This is a genomic window from Achromobacter sp. GQ309 (assembly GCF_059759315.1).
In genome coordinates this window covers 66,573-93,355 of the sequence record NZ_JCAXDP010000001.1, presented here as the reverse complement: position 1 = coordinate 93,355, position 26,783 = coordinate 66,573, and the positions used below count along the sequence as shown (strand labels likewise).

Genomic DNA, 26,783 nt, shown 5'->3' with positions numbered 1-26,783 from the left:
GGTGGTTGCGCGCCCGCGCGGCCGCCCTTTTCAGGGATGGCCGCGCGCGGCAGTGCGCCGCTAGGCGGGATCCCGCGAAATCGGGCACGTCATGCAGTGCCCGCCGCCGCGGCCCCGGCCCAGTTCGGCGCCGACAAAGGTGACGACCTCGATCCCCGCCTTGCGCAAGAGCGTGTTGGTGTAGACATTGCGGTCATACGCCAGCACGACCCCGGGCGAGATGCAGACCAGGTTGGCGCCGCTGTCCCACTGCGTGCGCTCGCGCAGATAGGCGTTGCCGCCGGTCTCGACGACGCGCATCTTCTTGATGCCCAACGCCTCGCCGATCACGTCCACGAGCGACCCCTTGTCCTTGTGCAGCTCCAGCGACCCCGGCGCGCTGCCCGGCCGGTAGGAGAACGCCTGGATGTTGTTGACGATGTCGGGATACATCAGCACGCAATCGCGGTCGGCAAAGGTCAGCACGGTGTCCAGGTGCATGGCCGCCCGCAGCTTGGGCATGGCCGCCACGATCACCCGGTCTGCCGCATTCTTGGCGAACAGGCTGGCCGCCAGCTGGCTGATGGCCTGGCGCGACGTGCGTTCACTCATGCCGATCATCACCGTCCGGTTGCCGATGGGCATGACGTCGCCGCCCTCCAGCGTGGCCAGTCCATGATCGGCGGTGGGGTCGCCCCACCAGACGTTCACCTTGCCGGCAAAGCGCGGATGGAACTTGTAGATGGACGACGTCAGGATCGTCTCTTCGTGCCGCGCGGGCCAATAAAGTGGATTGAGCGTGACGCCGCCATAGATCCAGCAGGTCGTATCACGCGTGTACAGCGTGTTGGGCAGCGGCGGCAGCAGGTACTCCGTGACGCCGGCGGCTTCCTTGATGAGCGTGAGCTGTTCGCCGCCGATCGACTCGGGGAACTCCTCGGTCGACAGCCCGCCGATCAAGGTCTCGGCCAGCTTGCGCGCCGGCAAGCCGTCCAGGTAGCTGCGGATCTCGTCGAGCAGGCCCAGGCCAACCTGGTTCGCCACGACCTGGTTGTCCAGGATCCACTTCTTCGCTTCAGGTATCGCGACCGTTTCGGCCAGCAGGTTGTGCATTTCCACGACGTCCACGCCGCGGTCCCGCATCTTCGTCATGAAGTCGAAATGGTCGCGTTTCGCGTTGTCGACCCACATGACATCGTCAAACAGCAGCGCATCACAATTGGAGGGCGTCAATCTTTCGTGGGCGCGTCCTGGCGCGCAGACCATCACCGTGCGCAATTGCCCGACTTCTGAATGGACTCCAAATTCCTCGGTATCAGCCATGACTAGCTCCCAGACGTTAGATGGCAATCCAGCCGTAGATCAGGCCCACGATGGCGGCCAGGGCTCCGACGCATGCCACGATGAAAACGACCAACTCCCAGCCGGTGAAGAATTTCCGGCCCTGCTCACGCCGGGCCCAGAAGTACAGGACCGACCCGGGTGCATACAACAGCGCCGACAACAGCAGGAACTTCAAGCCGCCGGCGAAGATCATGAAAAGCGTATAGACGGCCGCGATGCTGGCAAGTGTGAGATCGCGCTTCTGATCCTTGCCGCCGACATAGGTTTCGCCGCGCTTGGCGAGCTGCCAGCCGAAACCCGCGACCAGCAGGTACGGAATCAGCGACATCGCGCTGGTCAGGCTGAGCATCAGCGAAAATGCATCGCGTGACCAGTACGTGCTGATGACGAAAAGCTGCACGATGATGTTGGTCACCCACAGCGCGACGACCGGCACGCCGTTCTTGTTCTCGCGGGCGAACGCGCGCGGCATGTCTTCCGTCTTTGCTGCCGCGTGCATCACTTCGGCGCAGATCAGCGACCAGGCCAGATACGCGCCCAGCACCGAGATCAGCAGACCGACGCTGACGAATACGGCGCCCCACGGCCCCACCACCGACTCCAGCACGCCGGCCATGGACGGCTGGCGCAGCGCCGCGATGTCGGTCTGTTGCATGGCGGCATAGGGCAGCAGAGACACCAGCACCATCAGCAGCAGCGCGGTCACAAACCCGATCAGCGTGGCCACCCCCACGTGCGAACGCTTCGACGCGAAGCGGGAATAAACGCTCGCGCCCTCGATGCCCAGGAAGACGAAGACCGTCACCAGCATGGTTCGCCTCACCTGCTCAAACAGGCTGTAGCCGCTCATGTCGCCCCAGAAATTGATGCGGAAGAGGTCAACCTTGAAGGCCACGAACAGCACGATGATGAACACCACGATCGGGATGATCTTGGCCACGGTCACCACGGCATTGATGAACGCCGCCTGCTGCACCCCGCGCAGGATCATGAAGTGGAACATCCAGATGCCCACGGACGCCACAGCGATTGCGATGACCGTGTTGCCGTCGCCAAAGACGGGAAAGAAGGCGCCGAGCGTCGATTTGATCAGCACCCAATACGACACGTTGCCGATGCAGCTGCCGATCCAGTATCCAAACGCGGACAGAAAGCCCAGGTAATTGCCAAACCCGGCCTTGGCATACGCAAAGACGCCCGCGTCCAGGTCGGGCTTGCGCTCGGCCAGCGCCTGGAACACACGGGCCAGCGTGTACATGCCCGCGCCCGCGATGATCCAGGCGATCACCGCCCCAACCACGCCCGTTGCCCCGCCAAAGGTCCGGGGCAGCGAAAAGATACCGGCGCCGATCATCGACCCCACCACCATGCCCGTCAGGGCAAGCAATCCAAGCTTCTTGGGAGTACTGCTTTCCATCATGCACCTCCAGTATTGAGCAAAGACGTGAGCAGGTCGGCCGCCGTCCCGGATGCTGCCCGGGACGGCCGGCTCAGCCGCGGGTAACGCGCAAACTGCGGCTGGCGCCGTACACCGTGGTCATCGTGATAAGAAGCGGCACGCCGATGAACGTGCCCGGTATGCCCCACACCAACCCCCAGAAAAACACCGCAAACATCACCATCAGCGGCGACAGCGAAAACGCGCTGCCGGCCAGCCGGGGTTCCAGATAGCAGCCGTAAACGATCTGGATGCAGTTCAAGACCACCAGCACCAGAATGCTCGTCTGCAACGATCCGTATTGCACGAACGCGAAGAACGCCGGAAACACCGTCGCCACCAGCGGTCCGAGAAACGGGATGTAGTTCAGCAGGAACGCCAGCCCGCCCCAGGCGGTCGCCAGCTCCAGCCCGGCGTAGATCGCAAACAGCCAGACGGTCACACCCGTCAGCACGCTGGCGATGGTGCGGATCACCATGTACCAGCGCAGCTTGCTCGCCACCTCGCGTGCGACCGCCATCCAGCGCTGCGCCCTTGCCTCGCCCAGCAGGCGGGTCAGCCGCTCCGGCGCCTCGTCCAGTTCGAACAGCCCCAGCGCAATGAACACGAAGGCGATGAAGATCATGCCCAGCATGCTGTTGATCCGCAGCGCCACTTCCTGGATCGCCCGCACCAGCCATGACACGTTGAAGCTGTCCTGGAACATCTGGATCGCCATCGCGCCGTGCGGGTGCAGCGTTTCGGTCTCTAGCGTGAACAGGCGCTGGAAGCGCGCGGCGTTGGCCATGACCCACTGCGCGACCAGGCTGAAGCCCCATGCCGCCAGCGACAGGAACACCACCGACACGACCAGCGTCACCACCAACGCCAGGATCGCCGCGAGCGGCGCGGGCATCTTGCGGCCCAGGTACTGGCGCAGCGGCGCGACCAGGCAGATCACGAACAGCGCGAACGTCAACGGCACGAACACCGGGCTGGCCAGGTACAACAGCCCCAGCAGCAGGATGGCGAAAATGCCGGACAGTGCGAAAGACATCATCTTGGTATCACCCCATCAACGCGCTTGACCAGATAGGCATAGAACGGATTGGAGGTCAGCCGGGTCAGCGTATCCATGCCGATCACGAAAGCTCCAACCTCGCCACGCATGGACATGGCGCCCAGGCTGATGCCGAATTCCTCGATGTTGTCCGGGTGCGTGCCGTACAGCGCGTCGTCGGTCGGAAACGGCAGCGCCACGTGCGACAGCGAATAGACCTCGCGCGGGTAGTCCATGCCGATGGCGCGTTCCACGACCGCGGTCGCGTTCGGCTCGATGACGCGCTCGATCATGGCGCTGGACGTGGGGCTGGCGTTGGTGACGAGCGTCAGCCGGTAATTGCGCTTTTCGCCTGGCAGCGTGCCCGCCAGCTGCCAGGCCACGCCGCGGCGGAACAGCGGGCCGAGCTTGGTAGCGCGGTTCAGGTCGAACAGCACCAGGTCGCTGCCGTTGGCGGGCAGGCGCGCATACAGGGCGTTGATCAGCGCGCGCGTGCTGACGGTGAAGTCCAGCACCGAATGGAACGTGATGATGGGCGGCAGACGCTCCAGGCCGCCGGATCGCTGCTGCGCGACCAGCCTGTCCTGCAGCGTCTGCGTCAGTTCGAACGACTGGCGCGCCGCGTGGACCGGGAACGAGTTGTACTTGAACGGGTTGAACTCCGGCACGATGCTCAGCCACGCGGCCTTGGCGAACGCGGGCAGGATGGCGGGCAGCCCGGCCACGCCCGCAAAGCGCGCGAACGACGTGATGCCGACCATCGGCGACAGCAGCACCAGCCGGTCGGGCTTGTCGAGCTTGGGATTGTCCAGCGCGTCCAGCGTGTGCATCAGCGCCAGCGCCCCGCCGTTGGAAAAGCCCACCATGTGCAGCGGCTTGGGTGCGGGCACCCGGCGCCGCGCTTCGCGCACCGCCAGACGCGTCGCGGCCGCCCAATCCTCCCAGTGCGCGTCCGTCAGCCCGCCCGGCACCGTGCCGTGGCCCGGCATCCGGATGGCGATCGCCACGTAGCCGACGGACTGATAATGCGCGGCGACATGGCGCAGGCTGTACGGCGAATCCGTCAGGCCATGCAGCAGCACGGCCACGCCCTGCGGCTCTCCCGCCGGCGTCAGGACGAAGGACCGGTTCCAGTCGTGCGCGAAGTGTTCGGGGTAGACCTTGGCGTCCGCGAAATAGCGGTTGCTGTCCACCTTGTCCTCCGGCAGCAGCTTGTCGCCTACGTTCTGCCGGACCAGCGTGAAAAGCGCGTCCTCGTGCGCGAGGTAATCGTCCCAGGTGCTGTGGTCCAGGCGTTCGGCGTCCAGCTCCTGGGGAACATACGTGTGCCAGGCGGCCAGCGGCGGGCCCTGCTGGATGTCGTACAGGCGCACCCCCATCAGCGTGACGACGACCAGCACGGCAAGGCCGGCAAGGATGAACACGGCTTTGCGCAGCCTGCGCCACCCCGGGCGCGGGCTGGCGCTGCCGGGCTTGCCGGCGTTCACTGGGGCGCTCCCACGCCGGGCGGCGGAACGGGGGTAGACATGGCGGGCGAACCCTTGGCCGCAGGTTCGCCTGCCGCCCCCCCCGCGCCCGGCGGCGATCCCGCCATCACCACCTGCGGCTGCTCATCCCCGCCCCCCAGCGCGACATACAGCGACACGCCGTTCTGAAGCTGGGACGCGCGCAGCGTCAGCATCTGTTGCTCTGCATTGAACAATCCGCGCCGGGCGTCCACGACTTCCAGGTAGATCGAGATGCCGTTCATGTAGCGCAGCTCGGCAGTCTCGGCCAGGCGGCGCTGCGCCTGGATCGCCGTTTCCTGCGCGGTCACCTGCTCCTGGAAGCGCTTGCGGTTCTCCAACGCGGTGGCCACTTCGCTGAACGCCGTCTGCACCGTCTTGCGGTAGTTGGCGATCAGTTCGTCGCGCTGCGCCGTGGCAAGATCCACCGCCGCGCGCCGCTGCCCGTAATCGAAGATCGGCCATCCGATTCCCGCGCCGATGTTCCAGATCTGGCTGGGCGACGAAAAGAGGTCCGACAGCTCGGTGGAGGCATAGCCGAACGAACCGGTCAGCGCAATGCGCGGAAACAGGGCTGCACGCGCGGCGCCGATATTGGCGTTGGCGCTGCGCAAGCGGTTCTCGGCCTGGCGGATGTCGGGTCTTACGACAAGCAGCGACGACGGCAGGCCGGGACTGAGCGCATCGAACTGGCCCGCGGCCTCAATCGGCGGCCCAACGGTCATCTCCCGCTGCAGGTCTTCGCCCACCAGCACCCACAGACGGTTCCAGTGCGCCGCCGTGGCGCGCTGCCACTCAGCGAGCTGGGTCTGCGCCTGCGTCAGCAGGATGGCCGACTGCTCGAAGTCGACCAGCGAGGTCACGCCGGCGTCCAGCCGGTCCTTGGCGACGCGCAGTGCATAGCTGCGGGTTTCGACCGTGCGCTGCGCCAGCGCGATGCCTTCCTCGCCCGCCCGGGCGTCGTAATAGGTCGAGGCCACGTTCGCAATCAGCGACAGACGGAATGCCCTCCGCCCTTCCACGGTCGCCAGGTATTGCTGCAACGCGGAGGCGGTCAGGTTGCGGATCCGCCCCCAGAAATCCAGCTCGAAGGACGAGACCATTACCTGGGCGCTGAACTGGTTGAACTGCACGGTCTGCCGCGACCCCGCCAGCGCCGGATCCAGTACGGTCAGCGGCTGCTGGTTGCGCGACGCGGCCGCGCCGGCATCCAGTTGCGGCAGCTGGTTGGCGCGTTCGATGCGGTAGAAGGCGCGCGCCTGCTCGATCCGGGCCGTGGCTGCGGCCAGATCCTGGTTCAGTTCCAGCGACCGGGCGATCAGGCGCTTGAGTTGCGGATCGCCGAAGAACTGCTCCCACGTGACGTCCTGCGCCGCCACCGCATCCGGCGGGACCTCGCCGGGAAATACCGCAGGCGTCGCGACTTCCGGCTGGCGGTGCTCCGGCGCGAAATTGCAGGCGGTCAGCCCCCAGCCCATCAGCGCCAAGATGGCAATGCGCGCCGGCCTCATGGGTTCTCTCCCCGCTCTTCGGCCTTGGCCGGAACGCTGGCAGCAGGCGAGGACCCGGGCTTGGCCGCATTCTTGCGCGGCCCCGACCAGCGCCGCGCAACCATGTAGAACAGCGGCGTGAAGAAAACGCCGAACAGCGTGGCGGTCAGCATGCTGCCCATCACGCTGGTGCCCACCGCCTGACGGCTGGCCGCGCCGGCGCCGGTGGCCAGCACCAGCGGCAGCATGCCCAGCACGAAGGTGATGCTGGTCATGATGATGGGACGCAGACGCTGCCGGGCGGCATCGACCACGGCCTCCTTGCGGTCGCGCCCTTCCAGTTCCTCTTTCAAGGCGAACTCCACGATCAGGATGCCGTTCTTGGCGGCCAGGCCAATGATCGTGACCAGCCCGATATTGAAATAGATGTCCGCCGACATGCCCCGCCCGAGCGTGAACGCGGCCGCGCCCAGAATGCCGAACGGCAGGATCAGCAGCACGGACACCGGCACGGACCAGCTTTCGTAGAGCGCCGACAGCAACAGGAACACCACGATCAGCGACAGGCCCAGCAGCAGCGCCACCTGGTTGCCCGCCTGGCGTTCTTCGTACGCCGTGCCGGTCCATTCATAGGTGATGCCTTGCGGCAGGACGCGCCCGGCAATGGCTTCCATCTCGGCCAGCGCCACGCCGCTGGAGCGGCCGGCGGCGGCCTCGCCCGAGATGGTGATGGACGGAAAGCCGTTGTAGCGTTCCAGCTGCTGCGGCCCGTCGATCCAGCGCATCCGCGAAAACGCCGAGAACGGCACCATCTCGCCCCGGTTGTTCGGCAACTGCAAGGCGGCAATGTCCTGCGGCTGCATGCGCTGGTCGGCCTCGGCCTGGATGAACACCCGCTGCACCGAACCGTCGAGCAGGAAGTCGTTGACGTAGTTCGACCCGAACGCCAGCGTCAGCGCCTGGTTGACCTGCGCGACCTGCAGCCCCAATGCGCGCGCGTGCACCCGATCGATCTCGACATACAGGCGCGGTCCCGGCGGCATGCCGTCCAGCCGCACGCCGGTCAGCACGGGGCTGGCCGCAGCGGCCGCGATCATGGCCGCGCCGGTGGCGGCCAGACCCGCGCCGCCCTGCGCAGTGCGGTCCTGCACCTTCATGGAAAAGCCCGACGCGTTGCCCATCGACGGGATGGGCGGCGGATTCAGCGCGAAGATCATCGCCTGCGGAATCGACCGGAACGCCAGGTTGCTGCGCCCGACCAGCGCGTCGACGGCCTCGGCCCGATCGGTGCGCTCGCTCCACGGGTGCAGGTCCACGAACGACAGCGCCGCCGTCTGCCCCTGGCCGAAGAAGTTGAACCCGACCACCGATGCCACGTTGCGCACGGCTGGCAACTGGCGCAGCTGGCTTTCGGCCTGCTGCACGGCGGCCTCGGTCTGGTCGGCCGTGGTGCCGGGCGCGCCGGTGTACGACACGAAGAAGTAGCCTTGATCTTCCAGCGGCAGATAGCCGCCCGGCAGGCGCGAGAACAGAAACACCGTCAGGCCGCAGACGCCCAGGAATATCAGCATCCAGCGCAGGGGCCGCACCAGCATGTGTTCGACCGCGCGCACATACTGGCGTGTCATCGCGTCAAAGCCGTTATTGAACTTGTCGAAGACCCACTGCTTGCCCTTCGAGATCCGGCCCTTGGGCGGCTTGCCGTCCGGCAGCTTGAGCAGCGTGGCGCACAACGCGGCGCCCAGCGACAGCGCCAGCACGGTCGACACCACGATCGCCACGGACAGCGTGATGGAGAACTGGCGGTAGATGGCGCCGCTGGAACCGGGAAACATCGCCATCGGCACGAACACCGCCACCAGCACCAGCGTGCTGGCGATGATCGGCCCCCACACCTGGCCGACCGCCTTGCGCGTCGCTTCCGGCGCAGAAATCTTCTCGTCCTGCATGATCCGCGCGACGTTTTCCGACACCACGATGGCGTCATCGTTCAGCACCCCGATCGCCACCACCATGCCAAAAAGCGACAGCAGGTTGATGGACGCGCCAAACAGGAACAGGCCCGCGCAGGTGCCGATCAGCGCGATCGGCACGATCAGCGTGGGGATCAGCGTGCTGCGCCAGCTTTGCAAGAACAGGAACACCATTGCCGTGACCAGCAACAGCGCCTCGACCATGGTGACCAGCACCGAGCTGATGGACGTGGTGATGAAAGGCGTGGTGTCGAACGGCACCGTCCAGCCGACGCCCGCCGGAAACACGGGCTCCAGCTCGGCCATGCGCTGCCGCACCTGCCGTGCCACGTCCAGCGCGTTGGCGTCGTTGGCCAGCTGAATGGCGATGCCGGCGGCCTCCTTGCCGTTGACGCTGAGCCGGAAGTTGTAGCTTTCGTTGCCCAGCTCAACCCGAGCCACGTCGCCCAGGCGCACCAGCGAGCCGTCGTTGTTGACGCGGAGGATGACCTGCCGGAACTGCTCCGGTGTGGAAAAGCGGCTCTGCGCCACGATCTGTGCATTGAAGTCCGCGCCGCGCGCCAGCGGCAGGTCACCGAGCGACCCGCCGATCGTCTGCGCATTCTGTTCCTGCACCGCACGCATCGCGTCGCTGGCCGACATCTGAAAGCTGGCCAGCTTGCGTTCGTCCAGCCAGATCCGCATCGCGTACGACGAGCCGAACAGCTGCACGTCGCCCACCCCGCGGATGCGGCGCAGCTCGTTGAGGATGTTGTTGGACGCGAAATTGCCCATCTCGACGGCGCTGACGTTGCCGCTTTCCGATTGCAGCGCCAGCAGCATCAGGAAGCCGGACGACGCCTTGGTCACCGCCACGCCAAGCTGGCGGACTTCCTGCGGCAGCCGGGGTTCGACCCGGCTCAGGCGGTCCTGCACCTGGCTGCGGGCCACGTCCAGGTCCGTGCCCGGCTGCAGCGTCACCGTGATCTGCGACGTGCCGTTGGCGCGGCTGACCGACGCCATGTACAGGAAGTTGTCGACCCCGTTCATCTCCTCCTCGATGATCGAGGTGACCGTGCGGTCGATGGTGGTGGTGTCGGCGCCCCGGAAGGTCGCCTGGATCGTGATCGAAGGCGGCGCGATGTTCGGGTACTGCTCCACCGGCAGCAGCACCACCGCGATCAGCCCGAACAGCAACAGGAACAACGCCACCACCCAGGCAAATACCGGCCGCAAGACGAAGAATGAGCCCATGACCGACTCCGCTAGGGTTTCGCGGCTTGCTGTTCGACCGGGTCAACCTGTTGGCCTGGCCTTATCTTGTGCCAGCCATCCACGACCACTTTCTCCCCTGGTTCAAGGCCGCGGCGCACCAGCCAGCTTCCTGAGATCTGCTCACCCACCTCGATCTGCCTGGGCACCGCCGTGTTGTCGGGCCCGATGACGAACACGGTGGCCGTATCGCCGTTCAGCCGCGCCGCCCGCGCGGGAATCAGGACGCCCTCCTGGCGCACCCCGACAAGTATCTGACCGTTGACGAACTGCCCGGGCAGCAACTCACGCTTGGCGTTGTCGAAACGGGCGCGGATGGTCTGCGCGCCAGTGGTCCGGTCGACGCTCAGGTCCGCGAAATCCACGACCCCGGTCTCGCCAAACTCCCGGCCGTTGGCCAGCGTAAGCCGCACCGGAAACGTATTGCCCGCCGTCGCCAGCGCGCCGGAGCGCGCGTAGTCGGTCAGGTCCATGATGGCGGTGTTGGACTTGGTGAACGTGGCGCTGATCGGCGACAACTGATTGACCTGCGCCAGCAGCGTGGCCGCCGATGCGCTGACCAACGCCCCTTCGGTGACCAGCGCGCGGCCCACGCGACCGGCGATGGGCGCCCTGACCGTGCAGCGGTCCAGCCGCAACTGCGCCAACGTAACCGCGGCCTGCGCATCGGCCACATTGGCCTGCGCCTGCCCCAGCGCCGCCAGCGCGGCTTCGTATTCCTGCGCGCTGACCGCTTGACGCTGCACCAGCGGACGGAACCGGTCCGTGACCGAGCGCGCATTCTTCTGCACGGCCTGCGCACGCTGCAGCATGGCGTTAGCCTGCGCCAGCTGCGCCTTGTAGTCGCTGGGGTCTATCTGGAACAGCGGATCGCCGGCCTGTACGTCGCTGCCTTCGGTGTACAGCAGTTTCTCGACGATGCCGTCAACGCGTGCCCGCACTTCAGCGGTGCGAATCGGTTCGATCCGCCCGGGCAGGTCCACGTTCAGGTCGACCGGCTGGCGGCCGACGGTCATCACGAACACCTTCATCGGCGCAATGGTGACGGCCGCCGCGTCGTTCCGGTCACCACATCCCGCCAATGCAAGCGTCCAGGCGCCCAAGGCATACAACATGACACGACGGACATTGCTGCTTACTTGCGTCATCCACTACTCCCAGGCGGTCGGACTCGGGGTCTCGCGCTGCCCTCACCTCATGGCGGAGGCAAGAGCCTTACTTGGACAGCTTCTATACGGAACAGCTTATGGGTGGACACCTTGCGGGCACGCCTGAGCGCGCCGGACTGACGGACGTGCAGCTTATGAAGCGAGGGCGCAGCAAGGCGCCATGGGGTTATCGCGTTGAAGTAGGAGAATGCCGCCAATCGGGAAAAGTCCGACCCAGGCGGAACCTGCCCAATTGAGGCCAGGCTGGCTCTGGCCCGGCGTCGGCCGGGCGCCATGCAAAACGAACAAGACCATCGACTTTCGCACAAGCATCCTTTATGTCGTTGACGAGGAAGACTGGCTGAAATAGGGCTGCATGGTCGAGCGGCGGAGGGGGAATCCGCTTGCGGGCGCTGGCACGGCACGTGCTGGGCGCGGCGCGAAAGCACAGCTTAAGTAGCGATGGCACTTAGTGCAAGCTTTTCTCGTTTGCGCCGTTGGCGAACGGGAACGAAAGCGATGCGTTGGGAACGGGTGTCGCAGGACAGGGCGATGGGGAGAAGTGCCCCGGGTCGGGCGTCCACTTGAGTAGTTGTTGCCAGACTAAACAAATAGGATCAGAAAGAATCCGCCCCGGCGAAACGAGCCGGGAAGTGGCGGCAAACGCATGTGCCGGCCACTTCCCAAACGCGCGGATCACCCGCGCAACCGCAGCTTGCGAACCACTTCGAGCAGATCGTCCAGCGACACCGGCTTGCTGATGTGGGCGGAAAAGCCTGCGCTGACGGCTTCGCGCATGTCTTCCTTGGCGCCAAAACCGGTGAGCGCGATGGAAGGCAGATCGGCGCCACTGTCTTTTTCGCGAATGGCGCGCATCAGCGTATAGCCATCCATCTCCGGCATGCCGATGTCCGACAGCATCAGGTCGAAGCGGGCGGTCTCCAGGATTTCCAACGCCTGCCGGCCGTTGGAGGCGGCCGTGACTACCGCCCCTTCCATGTCCAGCAACTCGTGCATGATGTGCAGGACGTCCTCGGAGTCATCGACCAAAAGCACCTTCAGCCCTTCCAAAGGCATGTCGGCGTTGGCTTGCGGCGCGTCCTCGGCTTCAAGGGAACCGGCCAGATCCAGCCATACCGTGAAGCGCGCGCCAAGTCCCACGCCATCGGAATGGACCTGAATCGTGCCGCCATGCGCACCCACCAGCTCGCTGACAACCGCCAGGCCGATGCCCAGTCCAGAGGTGGCGCCCGTCTTCTGGCGGACATCGCCCTGGCTGAACATGTCGAACACCCGGCCGATGAACAGCGGGTCGATGCCCTGGCCCGTGTCGGCGACTTCCAGTTTCATGCGGTTGTCCTCGACAGCCAGCGTGAGCGCGACTGACCCGCCTTCGGGCGTGAACTTGATCCCGTTGTTCAGCAGGTTCCAGATCACCTGTTCGATGCGCACGGGATCCGCATCCAGGTAGATCGCCAGCGCGGGATCAAAGTCGCTGCGCAGATCGATGCCGGCCGACGCCGCCACGGGCTTGAGCACCTCGAGGATGTTTTTCGCGATGGCCACGACGTCGATGATCGATTTGTTGAGCGCCAGCTTGCCCGTCCGGACGCGCGAGAGATCCAGCAGATCGTCAATGATGCGGGCCTGGCCTTTGACCGAACGCTGGATCAGGTCCGTGGCACGCGCGGCGGGGCCGAAATTGCGCACGGCCGGCGTGCGGGCCAGCAGCTCTGCATTGAGCTGGATCAGGTTGAGCGGGTGCTTCAGTTCGTGCGACACAACCGCGAAGAACTCGTCCTTCAGCACGCTATCGGCATGTGCGCGGTCCAGACGGGACTCCTGCTCGGCGTCGCGCAACTTCAGGTCAGTGACATCGCGCACGATCTTGGCAAACCCCTGATAGACAGGATCATCCATCCGGTTCACGCCGCCCGTGCAGAACACCAGGCTGCCGTTCTTGCGCTTGTGCCAGCGTTCGTCAGGGGCGTAGCCGATCTTCCTGGCGCGATTCAGCTCATGCTCGGGTCTGCCGGCCGCGATGTCCTCGTCGGTGAAGATGATCGCGATAGGCTTGCCTTCCGCCTCGGCGCTGGTGTAGCCGAACATCAGCTCGGCGCCGATATTCCAGTTGGTGATGATGCCTTCGTTGTCCAGCGTCATGATGCCGAAATCGCGCGCGCTCTCGGTCATCAGCTTCAAGTGGGCCTCGCCCAGTCGCACGCTTTCTTCCGCCTTGCGCCGGTCCGTGATGTCGATGAACGTAAGCACCGCGCCCTCAATGCGGTGGTCACCGCTCCGGTACGGTAGCAGCCGCGCCAGATACCAACGGTCCGTCGTGCTGTGCACCTCGCGTTCCAAGGGGCGCAGCAGCTCGAACACGCCGGCGGCATCCTTGGCCAGGTCCGGGTACTCCAGACGATGCGTGATGTCGAGCACCGAACGTCCGGCGTCGCTCGGGATCACATTGAAGATGTCGGACGCCCGGGGCGTGAACCACTGGATGCGCATCATGCGATCCACGAACACCGTGGCAATGTCGGTAGACGCGATCAGGTTCTGCAGGTCGTCATTGATCTTCGCGGTTTCATCGACCTTGGTCTTCAGTTCCGCATTGACCGTGATCAGCTCCTCGTTGACAGACTGCAGCTCTTCCTTGCCGGTCTCAAGTTCTTCGGTGGTGGAGCGCAACTCTTCGTTGATGGCCTGAAGCTCTTCGTTGGAGGCCTTCAGTTCTTCGGTGGAGGTTTCCGCCTGCTCGATGGTCGCCTGCAACTGGCCCCGGGTGCGTTGGAGTTCGGCCTCCAGTTGCGTCAGTACCACTGCGGAGCCCGTCGCGGGGCTGACGACACCCTCTGCGCTCATGACGTCCTCGACTTCCTCGAACAGCACAAGCAGGTAATCGCTGGCCGACTCATCGTGCCGGAATGGCCGCACCACCATGTTGACGTAGGTCTGGCGCTCGCCCAACGTCATTTTCACGCGCCGCGCCTCGACACTCTTTCGCGAATGCAGGGCCTGAAACATCGCGGTGCGCAATTCCGTGCGCAATTCCGGATGCACCGACAAGGACAGATTGCGGGAAGGTTCGCCGCCCGGGTGGCGCAGGAAGCGGCCTGCCCGCTCCGAAATGTGCACGATGTCGCTGTGAGCATCGACGATGACACTAGGCGGCGCGAACATTTCGAGCGCACGCTGGTGCACGGCGGCATACGAGACCTTGGGCTGGCGAACCGGCGCCGCCGAAGCGTGCACCGGCCGAACGTGATTAATCCCGCCGTCGGCCAGTTCGGGCATGCCGCTCAGTTGCGACGGCGTTTCCCGAGCGATGTAGATGCGGTGGCGCTTGTCCACCACCTGAAAAAGCTGCGGGCACGCATCGGCCGATTCGGAACTGCCGAGGAAAAGATAACCGCCCGGCTTCAATGCGAAGTGAAACATGCGCAACACGTCGCGCTGCACTTCGCGGTCCAGGTAGATCAAGAGGTTGCGGCAACTGACCAGATCCAGCTTCGAGAACGGGGGATCGCGCAGGATGTTGTGCACGGCAAACAGCACCCGCTCGCGGATTTCCTTCTTGACGCAGTACTCGTTGTCCTGCTCGCTGAAGAAGCTTTGCAGCATGGCTTCAGGCACGTCGCCCTTGATTGCCATCGGATAAGCCGCCGCTCGGCCCACGGCTAGCGCCGATTCGTCGATGTCGGTGGCAAATAACTGGATCTTGGGCGGGTGGGGCAACGCATCGGCCTGCGCGCTCATCAGCATGGCCAGCGAATACGCCTCTTCACCTGTAGAACAACCGGCCACCCAGGCGCGCAACGCCACTTCCGGCGTGGTGCTCAGCGACTTCAGCAGCTTGGGCAACACGAATTCATCCAGATTGGCGAAAGCTTCCTTGTCCCGGAAAAACTGCGTGACGCCAATGAGCATATCGGACAGCAGTTTAGGGGTCTCGTCGATGCGCTCCTGAAGCAGCTTTCCGTATTCGGGCAAGGTTGACACGCCCGTGACCTGCATGCGGCGCTCGATTCGGCGGAGCACCGTGGCCTTCTTGTAGTGACGGAAATCGTGCGCCGTGCGGGCGCGCAAGAGGGCAAGAATGTCCCGCAACGCATTGCGTTCCTGTTGCGCCCCGTCCGTCGCCTGCTCGGCATCCGCGGCGCCGGAGGCCTCGGCCTCGGTCAGCGGCGGCAGATGGATGCTGTCCATGTTTTCCGCGATCTGCTTGAGGCGCTGCGGCATGGTGGACACGGGCAGCACGATGTCCACCATGCCGGTGGCAATCGCATTGCGCGGCATGGTGCCGTGCTCGGCTTCCTCGGGCAACTGCGCGAACGTCACGCCGCCCTGTTCCTTGATGCGGGCAAGGCCCACCGATCCGTCGGACCCGCCCCCCGACAGCACGATGCCGACGGCACGGTTCGTATGCACATCGGCCAGCGTGCGGAAAAATTCGTCGATCGCAATCGGGCGGCCTTCCGGGCGACTGGCCCCCGCCGAAATACGCAGGTAGCCATCATTCATCGACAGCGAGGCCGCCGGAGGAATCACGTAGACGTGATCACGCAGGATCGGCACCGGCTTGGTGACCTGCTCGACCGGTAGCCCCGTGCAGGCCTGCAGAATCCTGTCGAGAATGCTTTCGTGATCGGGAGACAGATGCACCACGACGACGAAGGCCATGCCGGGTTTGGCCGGCATGTTCGAGAAGAAAGTCTTGAGCGCGTCGATCCCTCCCGCAGAGGCCCCCAGTCCGACCACCGGGAAGTTCAGGTCGCTTCGGACGACTCCCGGTTTGATGTTGGGAACAGACGGCGATTGGGACATTTTGGGCCTGTAGGTTGCGTGCGTGGGAGTACCCGCCATGATACAGCCGCCAGTTTGCGTGAGGTGCCGCGACAGCAGTCTCAAAAACAGATGTTTGGCGTCGTCGCGCAGCGTCTTCAAATCATTCGATGGGCCCCGGCGGCAGCATCCGCTTGTGCGCCGTGGCGCGGTACTGGCGCTCGATCACCGCGACCGCGTCTTCGGCAACCTCCTCGCCTTCCAGATAGCCATCGATCTGCGCGTATGTCACACCGTACGCGTCCTCATCCGGGCGCAACGGCCGCAACGACTCAAGGTCGGCGGTCGGCACCTTGAGCACCAGCCGGTCCGGCGCGCCCAGCAGCGACCCCAGCGCCCGCACCCGCCGCTTGGTCAGACCGCGCAGGGGCAGCACGTCCGCCGCGCCGTCGCCATGTTTAGTGAAAAACCCCATCAAGGCCTCGGCGGCCTGGTCCGTGCCAATCACCAGGCAGTCAAGCGCGCCTGCAATCGCATACTGGGCAATCATGCGCTGCCGCGCCTTGATGTTGCCCGCCCCGAAATCCTCGGCCGCCTCGTCCGCGTATTCAAGGCCGGCGGCGCGCAGCGCCTCGCGTTGCGCATCCACGGCCGGCTTGATGTCGATCCGCATACGGCGATCGGGTGCAATGAAATCCAGTGCCTGCGCCGCGTCTTCTTCGTCCCGCTGCTCGCCGTAGGGCAAGCGCACGGTGACGAACGTGGCCGGTCTCCCCTGGCCGCGAACGCGCTCGACGGCAAGCTGCGCGATCCGCGCCGCGACCGTGGAATCCACCCCGCCGCTGATTCCCAGGACATAACCTGCGCGGCCTGACTGCATCAGGTAGTCGGCGAGGAAGGCAATGCGCCTTTCCAGCTCTTCGGTCGCGTCGAAGTCCGGGGTTACTCCCAATTCTCCGGCGATGGCATCCCGCAAGCGCAAGGGGGTGTTACCTGAATTCATTTTTACTTCTCCACGTTGGCGCATCTGAGCAGCAATCAGCGTTCCTGCGTGCGACTCATGCCCTGCGCCGCGCCAGGCTTGTTCGGGCACGGCACTTGCTCGCCGTTCGATGTTTCATTGTCGGAGGCGCCACGATGGACCCGGACTGGTCGACGATGTTTTCGTTTTCGCTCTCGCCGCTAGAGATTTTCATCCGCGGGACGATCGTCTATTGGTTCATCTTCTTGCTGCTGCGGCTTGCCGGCCGGCGCGATGTCGGCTCGCTGGGCGTGGCCGACATGCTGGTGCTGGTCCTGATCGCCGACGCCGCGCAGAATGCGATGGCGGGCGAATACAAATCCATTCTGGACGGCATGGTCCTGATCTCCACGATCATCGGTTGGACCGTGCTGGTCGACCGGGTAGGCTACTTTTTCAAGCCGCTTGGCCGCCTGCTCGAATCGGACCGCGTATGCCTCGTGCGCGACGGCGTGATCGCCAAGCGCGCGCTGCGCCGCGAATACCTGACGGAAGACGAGCTGATGAGCCAGCTCCGGCTGAAAGGCGTCCTCGAAGTTTCAGAGGTGCGCCGCGCGTATATGGAGCCGGATGGAGATATCAGCGTCATCAAGCGCCGGGCGCACAACCGCTTTCGCCGGACCTAACGCCGCGCAGCCTGACGCCCATCCGTCGGGACGTCGGCCACCGCCCGCGGGGATCACCGCAGCGCCATGCGTCGGCCCTTACGGCATCGTGTGCGCATCCTCGGTCAGCACCTGCATCAGCGCCTCGACGGAGTACGGTTTTTGCATGACCGGGAATCCCAGCGCCCGCGGTCCGGCCATCGCATCGCTATAGCCGCTGGCCAGCACGATCCGAATGCCGGGCCAATTTTCTCGGATCCGGCGGGCGAGTTCCATCCCGTTCATGCCGGGAAGCACCAGATCCAGGATCGCCAGGTCAAAGCCGCCGTTGCGTTGCTCCAGTTCGTGCAGGGCTTTCTCGGCATCGACCGTCCACGTCAGGTCCTGGCCCAGTTCCGCCAGCCATGCCGACACCACCTCGCCGACCATGCGGTTGTCTTCCACCAGCAGCACCTGGCGGCGCACCGGCACGTTGAGGATGACGCCGGCGGCAGGCGCCTCGACCACCTCGCCAGGTGACGTGACGGCCGGCAGGTAGAGCGTGAACGTGGATCCCTTGCCAACCGTGCTGTCCACGGTCACGTCGCCGCCGGACTGCTGCACGAAGCCCTGCACCTGGCTCAGACCCAAACCAGAATTCTCATGCTGGCCTTTGGTGGTGAAAAAAGGCTCGAACACGTGCGCCAGCACGCCGGGCGCGATACCCGGGCCGGTGTCCTGCACGGAGAGGGCCACATGCGGGCCATTGAGTTTGGTATGGTCTTCCAGTTCCGACGCGTCCGGCACAACCTTAGCCAATATCTTGAGTTGGCCGCCAGCCGGCATGGCGTCGCGCGCATTCATGATCAGATTGAGCAACGCGGATTCAAGTTGCCCCGGGTCCGCGAAGATCGTGCAGTCGCCCGGCCCGAACTCGTAGCTGATTGCCACGTGCGATCCGACCGAGGTCTCGAAAAGCTCCCGCATCGACGCCAGGCTGTCACGCACATCAAACGCGTGCGGCTGCAGCGGCTGCCGCTTGGCGTAGGCCAGCAACTGCCGGGTCAGCTGAGCTGCCTTTTCGGTGGTGTCGATGATGATGCCCACGTAGCGCATCAGCGAGGGGGGCAGTTCCGGATAGCGCTTGATGAACTCCGCGGAAAAGCGGATCGCGGTCAGGAAGTTGTTGAAATCGTGCGCAACGCCGCCGGTGAGGCGGCCGATGGCTTCCATGCGCTGGGCGTGATGCATGGAATCGCGGGCTTCCTGCAGTTGCTCGTGCCGCTCCTTCTGTTCGGTGATGTCGCGCGTGATCTTGGCGTAACCGACGAGGACGCCCCGGTCGTCATGGACCGGATCGATGACCACGCTGCACCAGAAGGTACTGCCGTCCTTGCGGACGCGCCAGCCCTCGGCCTCAAAGCGCCCTTCACGCCGCGCCGTCTCCAACGCACGCTCCGGCACGCCGGCATTTCGGTCTTCAGGTGTGTAAAAAACGGAGAAATGCTGCCCGATGATCTCGTCCGCGCCATAGCCCTTGAATCGTTCCGCGCCGGGATTCCAGCTGCTTACGCGGCCCTTGGCGTCGAGAAGATAGATAGCGTAATCCCGCACTGCGCCGACTAGAAGGCGATAGCGGTCCTCGGACGGAAAATCCGGTAAAGAAGTCATGCAATGTCCCCACCTGCGTGTTTATTCATGCTCATCGCTCTCAGCAAACGCCGTGCCGTTCAGAAAATCCTGTTACAGCAATCGCCAAACGGGCACAGAATTTGCTGTAACCCGTAGTCAGTGGGCGGCCCATTCCAGGCGCCGCCCGGGCATAGAGGGCCTTAATAATGCAACCGATTCGTAAAGCTGTATTTCCCGTCGCGGGCCTGGGCACCCGCTTTCTTCCCGCCACCAAGGCCATGCCCAAGGAAATGCTGCCCATCGTCGACCGGCCACTGATCCAGTATGCCGTTGAAGAAGCGGTCGCGGCAGGCATCACCGAACTGATCTTCGTCACCGGCCGCAACAAACGGGCGATCGAGGATCATTTCGACCGCGTGCCCGAACTTGAGTACGACTTGGAGGCGAAGAACAAGAACGCCCTGCTGGAGACCGTCCGCAACGTCATTCCGGACAGCGTCAAATGCGTGTACACCCGACAGCCCGCCGCCCTGGGGCTCGGCCACGCCGTGCTTTGTGCGGCGAACATTGTAGGCAATGAACCGTTTGCCGTGCTGCTGGCGGACGACATGATAGACGCGGACGCCCCCGTGATCGGCGAAATGATGAAGGTTGCCCGCGAATTCGAGGGCAGCGTCCTGGCGATCCAGCAGGTGCCAAAAACCAACACGCACCAGTACGGGATCGTGTCCGGCAGCCGCAAGGCGCACAGCGTCATGAGCCTGACCGGCATCGTGGAAAAGCCCAAGCCCGAGGACGCGCCGACCGACCTGGCGGTGGTCGGACGCTACATCCTGGAACCCCAGATCTTCGCGCTGCTGGAAGCCACCCAGGCGGGCGTGGGCGGCGAAATCCAGCTGACCGACGGCATCGCCGCCCTGCTCAAGTCGCGCAAGGTCTTCGGCTTCGAATACGACGGCGTGCGCTATGACTGCGGCAGCAAGGAAGGCTTTTACCGCGCCACGATGGAAATCGGGCGCAAGTACCACAACCTGGCCTGAGAGAAAGGAGTCTTTCCATGACCGATTCGAAACCCGCTCCCCCGCCCAATCCGCCGCCGTCACCGCATGTCGACCGCGCCGAGACCGGCTTCACGGGCCAGCCGACCGAGGACGGGCCGCCGACGGGGGACGTGAATCAGAACCCCGACTCCAATTCGGGATACCCCGCCGGCGGCTCGCAAGCGCCGGCCGGCAAGGATCCGTACGGACGTCCCAAGCAGTCCGATTCCTGAGCCTGCCCGCCGCATTCACCTTGCGCCTTCAGCGACCGCACGGGGCCGTCCGCGTGCGGTCGCTGCCATCTGGCGCCCGTATTTCCGTGCCCGCGGGCGATGCCGACGCCCCCGCGCCATGCTGTAGATGAATCAGTTGCCGATGAGCCCCCTCTTTTCCCATTTATTGAAACGCGCTGCCGCCTACCGGGCCGCCATTGCCGAGGACGGCGTCCGCCTGCCGCTGCAGACCGTGGCGGCGGTACTGCTTGCCTTCGGCTGCATGACGTGGTGGCAGATGCCGGACGTCGCGTGGGGCGCCTTCTCCGCCCTTTTTGTGGTGCGCGCCACGGTCGAGGGCACGGTCGGCGAGGCCGCGGCCCGCATCCTGGGCGCACTGATCGGGGTGGCGCTGGGCATCACGCTCGTGCCGTTGGCGCACGCCGCCGACATTCCGGCGCCATGGAGCATCGTGGCCGGCGTGGGGGCCGCCGCCTGCCTGTCGATACGCTGGCCGACGCTGAACTACAGCCTGGTCACGGCAACCATCCTGACCGTCACGCCGGACGCCGACATCGTCGCGGGCGCGGTGAACAAGACGCTCGCCATCGTCGTGGGGTCCATTGCCGGGATCCTGGCCGCTTTTGCGGTGCTGCCCCTGTCGGCCCGATACAGCATGCGCTACAACCTGGCCGCGTCGCTGCAGCTCTATGGCGAACTGCTGGTCGAATGGGCCGCCGCCGTGAACGAAGGCCGTGCCCGGCCCCGGCCCCGCGACAAGCCCGCCCTGGAACGTACCCACTGGCGCGCACGCGACATGGCAAGCCAGTCGCGATCAGTGCCCATTCGTATTCTGGGCGCGGACACGCAGGCCCATCGGCTGCAGGAACGGATCGAGGAACTGTGGTTGACCGTGCCGCTGATGGAACGCATCGGCGGCATGGAGCTGACCGACAACGTCTGCCACCGTCTGGGCCCCGCGCTGCACGACGTCGCGATGGCGGCACGGCAGCAGATCGATGGACTGGCCCGCGTCATTCGCGACAAGGGCGCCGAAGCGCCCATGTGCAGCACCGGTGAGCCATTTGCCAAACTGGATGCCGCTGTCGAGGAAGCCGCGAGCGGCGGCAGCTTCACGGCCCGCGAGCGCGTGGCCGTGGATCTCATCCGCTGGTCGTGGCAGGAAGTCACGCGGGAACTGGACGCCTTGTGCGACACCGTCCAGCCGGAGTCCTGACAAACGCGAGGCCGGATGCAGGATTTCCGGCCTCGGTGGTCAAAGCCCAACGATTAAATGGGTCAACGCGTCAAGACTTCAAGGCGTCAGCACGACCTTGATGCAGCGGTCTTCCTTGTCACGGAACGTCTTGTACAACTCAGGCCCGGCCTCCAGCTTGGCGCGATGCGTGATGACGAACGACGGATCGATCCTGCCCTGCACGATGAGGTCGAGCAGCTGGTCCGTCCAGCGCCGCACATGGGTCTGGCCCATGCGCCACGTCAGCCCCTTGTTCATCGACGCGCCAAACGGAATCTTGTCGATCATCCCGCCATACACGCCCGGCACCGACAGGATGCCCGCCGGCCGGCACACGTACATCATTTCGCGCAACACGTGCGGCCGGTCGGTCTCGGCGCCCACCGCCTGCTTCATGCGGTCGTACATGTGCTCCATCGTGCTGCTGGCGTGCGACTCCATGCCGACCGCGTCGATGCATTTCTCCGGTCCCTTGCCGTTGGTCAGTTCCTTCAACCGTTCCACGACGGCCTCGTCCTGAAAGTTGATCGTGACTGCGCCAGCATCGCGCGCCATCTGCAGGCGTTCCGGCACGGATTCGATGCAGATCACCTGGCGCGCGCCCAGCAGGATCGCGCTCTTGATCGCCATCTGGCCGACGGGGCCACCGCCCCACACCGCGACCGTGTCGGTCGATTCGATGTCGCATTGCTTGGCGGCCTGCCAACCGGTGGGCAGAATGTCTCCCAGAAACAGCACCTGTTCATCCGACAACTCGTCGGGCACCTGCACATGCGTTGAATCCGCAAACGGCACGCGCACGTATTCCGCCTGGCCGCCGGCATAGCCGCCAGTCAGATGCGTGTAGCCGAACAGCCCCGCCGTCGTGTGGCCGAACATCTTGGCCGCCTGCGCCGCATTGCGGTTCGTGCGCTCGCAGACCGAGAAGTTGCCGCGCTTGCACTGGTCGCACTCCCCGCAGGTAATGGTGAACGGGATCACCACGCGATCGCCGATTTTCAGGTTCTGCGCCTGCGCGCCGACTTCCACGACTTCGCCCATGAATTCATGGCCCATGACGTCGCCGGATTTCATGCCCGGCATGAATCCATCGAACAGATGCAGGTCGGACCCGCAGATTGCGCACGCGCTCACCTTGATGATCGCGTCGCGCGGATGCTCGATGACAGGATCAGGGACGGTGTCGTAGCGGATGTCGTGTTTGCCGTGCCAGCAAAGTGCTTTCATCAGAATCTCCTTTGACGTGACCGCAACACGCGATCAGGCAGGGCGCAGCAACTGCCATGCCGCGAGCCACGATTCATCTGAAATGTCCGCGCGGACGCAGGAGCGAACGCAGAACTTGCAACGCCGGTCGAAAAATATCCACGACGCGTCAACACCTTGGGCCGCAATCGCCATTGATCCCCGCGATTTATCGCAGCCCCGCGTCCCGCGCGCGTTCGGCACGATGCTTGCGAAGCCCTTTCACACGCTTTCGGTGTGATACCCCGGCTCAAGCCGCCCCGCCATCACCAGACCCATCCCCATCTCCTGGAGTTTCCATGCGTACCGTCGATTCCTCAATTGGCGGCGCACCCCACGCCCGCCCTCCCACCGCACCGGAAGCACCTGCGGCGAACGGATGGCTGACGCGCGAGCGCCCTGCGATATTGTGCTTTTCCCATCTCCGTTGGAATTTCGTGCACCAACGGCCCCAGCATCTGATGACGCGTTTCGCGCGGGCCCACGCCGTCTACTACGTCGAAGAACCTGTCTGGGAAGACACCGCCCGCCACGGCTGGCTCGAGTCCAGCCGCGTCGATGGCGTCACCGTCATCACACCGCACGTGGCGCGGGAAACGGCCAAGCAAGACCAACACCGCTTGCTTGCTGAGCTTGTCCGCGAGCACGGACTTGCCACACCGGTCCTGTGGTACTACACGCCGATGAGCCTGCCGTTTACCGAAGATCTGGACGCCGGGCTCGTGGTGTACGACTGCATGGACGAACTGTCCGCGTTTCGCGGCGCGCCGCCGGAACTGGTCGCGCTCGAACGGCAACTGCTCTCGCGCGCCGACGTGGTCTTCACGGGCGGGCATAGCCTTTACGAGTCCAAGCGACGGCTGCACCCGAATGTTCAGGCGTTCCCCAGCAGCGTGGACCGGCAGCATTTCGCGCGGGGCCGGACGTCGGCCAGCATCCCTGCCGACCTGCTCGCGATTCCATCTCCTCGCCTGGGCTTTTACGGCGTGCTGGACGAGCGCTTCGACACGGCACTGCTGGCGCAGGCGGCCGGCATGCGGCCCGAGTGGCAGTTCGTGCTGATCGGCCCGGTGGTCAAGATCGACCCGTCCACGCTGCCGCAGGCGCCCAACATCCATTACCTTGGCTCGCGCACGTACCCCCAGCTTCCTGACTATCTGGCGGGATGGGACGTCGCCCTGATGCCGTTCGCGATGAACGAATCCACGCGCTACATCAGCCCGACCAAGACGCCGGAATACCTGGCGGCGGGCAAGCCCGTCGTCTCCACACCGATTGCGGACGTCGTGCGCGCCTACCGCGGCTGCCCCGTCGTGCACATCGCTGCGGACGCGCCAGCCTTCGTCAACGCGATAGCGCTTGCGCTGGACGCGGCGGCCGATCCGGACACGGTGGCCCAGCACGCCGACCGCGCATTGGACGGCATGTCGTGGGATCGAAGCTGGGAAGGCATCTGCGATGCGATGAATCGCGCCTGGACCAGCTCCGCGCGCGGGGCCAGTCAGGCGTTCCCGGTGCCGGCCGCCCTGCGGCTGCCGCAAAGCCTGACGCCCACGCACTACGACTGTCTGATCGTCGGTGCAGGCTACGCTGGCAGCGTGCTGGCCGAACGCCTGGCGCGCGGCAGCGGCAAGCGCGTCATGGTGGTGGACCGGCGTCCGCACATCGCGGGCAATGCTTACGACTTCTATAACGAGGCGGGACTGCTCGTGCACCGTTACGGTCCCCACATCTTCCACACCAACTCCGACAAGGTGCTGCAATACCTGTCCCGGTTTACGGAATGGCGGCCCTATGAACACCGGGTCCTGGCCCGCACCGACGGCATGCTGGTACCGATGCCGATCAACCTCACGACCCTCGAACGGCTGAACGGCCGGAGCTTCACCGCCGCCGAGGCCGAACAATTCCTGCAGACGGTGGCCGAGCCGGTTTCCGTCGTGTCCAGCGCCGAGGACTACGTCGTGTCGCAGGTCGGCCGCAACCTGTACGAAAAGTTCTTCCGCGGGTACACCCGCAAGCAATGGGGCCTGGACCCCTCGCAACTGGACCGTTCCGTCGCCGCGCGCGTACCCACGCGGCTTTCGCGCGACGACCGCTACTTCACTGACCGCCATCAATGCATGCCGCTCAAAGGCTACACGCACATGTTCGAGCGCATGCTGGACCATCCCAACATATCCCTTGCGCTCGGGATGGACTTCGAGGCAGCCAAGTCGGCGTTCAGCTATGACGAGCTGATCTATACCGGCCCCATCGACGAATACTTCGGCTATTGCTTTGGCCCGCTGCCGTACCGGTCCCTCAAGTTCCGGCACGAAACGCTGGATGAGGAATGGCACCAGCCCGTCGGCGTCGTCAACTACCCGGCCGAAGACGTCCCTTACACCCGCATCACGGAATACAAGCACCTGACCGGCCAGCGCCACGCGAAGACCGCCGTGACCTACGAGTATCCCAGCGCGCAGGGGGACCCGTACTACCCCGTCCCGCGCCCCGAAAACGCTGCGCTGTTCCGGCGGTACCAGGCGCTGGCGGATGCGTGCGAAGGCGTGCATTTCGTCGGCCGCCTGGCGACTTATCGGTACTACAACATGGACCAGGTCGTGGCGCAGGCCCTGTCCACGTACGAGGAGATGGCAAACCGGCAGGCAGAACCGCGCGGTGCGGTCGTGGCCGAATGAATCGGGGCATGGCGTTTCAGAGCTTCCTGCAGGCGGGGTTCGAGTGCTCCTGTCACCGCTTCCCCGATGGCCGGCAGCTTGACCTGATCGAGTCCACGGGCCATGCGAAGTGGGCGGCCCAGGACTACGCCGCCATCGCCGCGCTGGGCATGCGGACGGCAAGGGACGGGGTGCGCTGGCACCTCGTCTGCCCCGCCGCCAACGTATACGACTGGTCTTCGCTGCTGCCGCTGCTACGTGCCGCCCGCGACAGCAACGTCGAAGTGATCTGGGACCTGTGCCACTACGGCTGGCCGGCGTGGCTGGATATCTGGTCGCCCTCCTTTCCCGAGGCGTTCGCCCGATATGCCGCCGCAACGGCCCGCCTGATTGCAGGAGAAACCGATATGCCCACCTGGTATTGCCCGATGAACGAAATCTCGTACTGGAGCTGGGCGGGCGGCGACATGGCGCACTTCGGGCCATGCACGCTCGGGCGTGGCCTGGAACTCAAGCGGCAGCTCGCCCGCGCCGCCATCCAGGCCAGCGACGCGATCCAGGAAGCCGACCCGGACGCGCGTCTGGTCTGCGCCGAGCCGCTGATTGCCATTCAGCCCGCGCAACCCGGCGACGCCCTGGAAGCCGCGGCGGCCAGCGAGGCCCAGTTCGAAGCACTCGACATGCTGTGCGGACGCGGGCACGCGGACCTGGGCGGCGACGAGCGCTACGTCGACGTCATCGGGTTGAACTACTACCCCCACAACCAATGGATGCACCGCGGCGCGCCCCTGCCATGGGACGACGCGCGCTACACGTCCCTGGCCCACCTTCTGCAGGGTTGCGCGCACCGCTACGGCAAGCCCTTGTTCATTGCAGAAACCGGGGCCGAAGGTCTCGCTCGCCCCCGCTGGATGCGCTATGTCGCCGACCAGGTCGCGCTGGCGCAGGCGCGCGGCGTCGACGTCGCGGGCATCTGCCTGTATCCGGTGACGGACTACCCAGGCTGGGAAGACGACCGCCACTGCCCGACCGGCCTCCTCAGCGCGCCCGCGTCCGATGGCCGGCGCAGCGTGTACGCCCCGCTCGAAATCGAACTGCGCGCGCAGGCGGTACGCGCGGGCCGCGGTCCCGCCGGCCTGCTCCCGGCGCCCGAACGCAGCGCCGACGGAGATTGAG

17 protein-coding genes are annotated in these 26,783 nt (G+C 65.1%); 6 read left to right on the top strand and 11 right to left on the bottom strand.

Annotation, left to right across the window (positions count from 1 at the left end):
• Nucleotides 1-60: 60 nt before the first annotated feature.
• The 9 genes from arcA to nadE form a co-directional block, all read right to left on the bottom strand.
• Nucleotides 61-1,302 (bottom strand): arginine deiminase, encoded by a 1,242-nt coding sequence (gene arcA / locus AC6CIE_RS00420; RefSeq protein WP_175124296.1) that lies wholly within the window; start codon nucleotides 1,300-1,302, stop codon nucleotides 61-63.
• 16 nt (nucleotides 1,303-1,318) lie between these two features.
• Entirely contained in the window at nucleotides 1,319-2,740 is a 1,422-nt protein-coding gene (locus AC6CIE_RS00415) for a basic amino acid/polyamine antiporter (RefSeq protein ID WP_175124297.1), read from the bottom strand.
• A gap of 73 nt (nucleotides 2,741-2,813) precedes the next feature.
• On the bottom strand, nucleotides 2,814-3,800 hold the full coding sequence (locus AC6CIE_RS00410; protein ID WP_175124298.1) for an AI-2E family transporter: 987 nt from the start codon (nucleotides 3,798-3,800) through the stop codon (nucleotides 2,814-2,816).
• On the bottom strand, nucleotides 3,797-5,287 hold the full coding sequence (locus AC6CIE_RS00405) for an alpha/beta hydrolase (protein ID WP_175138638.1): 1,491 nt from the start codon (nucleotides 5,285-5,287) through the stop codon (nucleotides 3,797-3,799). The genes AC6CIE_RS00410 and AC6CIE_RS00405 overlap by 4 nt, the downstream gene beginning before the upstream one ends.
• On the bottom strand, nucleotides 5,284-6,816 hold the full coding sequence (locus tag AC6CIE_RS00400) for an efflux transporter outer membrane subunit (RefSeq protein WP_498090739.1): 1,533 nt from the start codon (nucleotides 6,814-6,816) through the stop codon (nucleotides 5,284-5,286). Before AC6CIE_RS00400 ends, AC6CIE_RS00405 begins: the two co-directional genes overlap by 4 nt.
• A complete protein-coding gene (locus AC6CIE_RS00395; protein ID WP_286936191.1) occupies nucleotides 6,813-10,001 on the bottom strand; it encodes a multidrug efflux RND transporter permease subunit in 3,189 nt (1,062 codons plus the stop codon). The genes AC6CIE_RS00400 and AC6CIE_RS00395 overlap by 4 nt, the downstream gene beginning before the upstream one ends.
• Nucleotides 10,002-10,012: 11 nt before the next feature.
• Nucleotides 10,013-11,167 (bottom strand): efflux RND transporter periplasmic adaptor subunit, encoded by a 1,155-nt coding sequence (locus tag AC6CIE_RS00390; protein ID WP_175124301.1) that lies wholly within the window; start codon nucleotides 11,165-11,167, stop codon nucleotides 10,013-10,015.
• Nucleotides 11,168-11,863: 696 nt separating this feature from the next.
• A complete protein-coding gene (locus tag AC6CIE_RS00385) occupies nucleotides 11,864-15,994 on the bottom strand; it encodes a CheR family methyltransferase (RefSeq protein WP_498090738.1) in 4,131 nt (1,376 codons plus the stop codon).
• A gap of 121 nt (nucleotides 15,995-16,115) precedes the next feature.
• A complete protein-coding gene (gene nadE / locus AC6CIE_RS00380) occupies nucleotides 16,116-16,955 on the bottom strand; it encodes an NAD(+) synthase (RefSeq protein ID WP_498091534.1) in 840 nt (279 codons plus the stop codon).
• Nucleotides 16,956-17,089: 134 nt separating this feature from the next.
• Between nadE and AC6CIE_RS00375 the strand changes: the two genes are divergently transcribed.
• Nucleotides 17,090-17,599: a DUF421 domain-containing protein gene (locus AC6CIE_RS00375; RefSeq protein ID WP_175185705.1), complete on the top strand. Its 510-nt coding sequence runs from the start codon at nucleotides 17,090-17,092 to the stop codon at nucleotides 17,597-17,599.
• 78 nt (nucleotides 17,600-17,677) lie between these two features.
• On the opposite strand, the gene AC6CIE_RS00370 is transcribed toward AC6CIE_RS00375, so the two are convergent.
• Nucleotides 17,678-19,228, bottom strand: a complete 1,551-nt coding sequence (locus tag AC6CIE_RS00370; RefSeq protein WP_498090737.1) for a PAS domain-containing hybrid sensor histidine kinase/response regulator family protein — start codon at nucleotides 19,226-19,228, stop codon at nucleotides 17,678-17,680.
• Between the two features lie 167 nt (nucleotides 19,229-19,395).
• Between AC6CIE_RS00370 and galU the strand changes: the two genes are divergently transcribed.
• The 3 genes from galU to AC6CIE_RS00355 all read left to right on the top strand — a co-directional run bounded on the left by galU (nucleotide 19,396) and on the right by AC6CIE_RS00355 (nucleotide 21,678).
• Nucleotides 19,396-20,229, top strand: coding sequence for a UTP--glucose-1-phosphate uridylyltransferase GalU (galU, locus tag AC6CIE_RS00365; RefSeq protein ID WP_175185707.1), 834 nt, complete (start codon nucleotides 19,396-19,398; stop codon nucleotides 20,227-20,229).
• 17 nt (nucleotides 20,230-20,246) lie between these two features.
• Nucleotides 20,247-20,462: a hypothetical protein gene (locus AC6CIE_RS00360; RefSeq protein ID WP_175185708.1), complete on the top strand. Its 216-nt coding sequence runs from the start codon at nucleotides 20,247-20,249 to the stop codon at nucleotides 20,460-20,462.
• Between the two features lie 142 nt (nucleotides 20,463-20,604).
• Nucleotides 20,605-21,678 carry an FUSC family protein gene (locus AC6CIE_RS00355; protein ID WP_495603157.1) on the top strand — a complete coding sequence of 358 codons (1,074 nt, stop codon included), beginning with the start codon at nucleotides 20,605-20,607 and terminating at the stop codon, nucleotides 21,676-21,678.
• 78 nt (nucleotides 21,679-21,756) lie between these two features.
• Here the strand turns inward: AC6CIE_RS00355 and AC6CIE_RS00350 are convergent, their stop codons facing one another.
• A complete protein-coding gene (locus tag AC6CIE_RS00350) occupies nucleotides 21,757-22,926 on the bottom strand; it encodes a zinc-dependent alcohol dehydrogenase (RefSeq protein ID WP_498090736.1) in 1,170 nt (389 codons plus the stop codon).
• A gap of 455 nt (nucleotides 22,927-23,381) precedes the next feature.
• Here AC6CIE_RS00350 and glf point away from each other — a divergent pair, with 455 nt between their 5' ends.
• Both glf and AC6CIE_RS00340 read left to right on the top strand, forming a co-directional pair.
• Nucleotides 23,382-25,628 (top strand): UDP-galactopyranose mutase, encoded by a 2,247-nt coding sequence (gene glf / locus AC6CIE_RS00345; protein WP_498090735.1) that lies wholly within the window; start codon nucleotides 23,382-23,384, stop codon nucleotides 25,626-25,628.
• 8 nt (nucleotides 25,629-25,636) lie between these two features.
• Nucleotides 25,637-26,782 carry a beta-glucosidase gene (locus AC6CIE_RS00340; protein ID WP_498090734.1) on the top strand — a complete coding sequence of 382 codons (1,146 nt, stop codon included), beginning with the start codon at nucleotides 25,637-25,639 and terminating at the stop codon, nucleotides 26,780-26,782.
• Nucleotide 26,783: the final 1 nt, after the last annotated feature.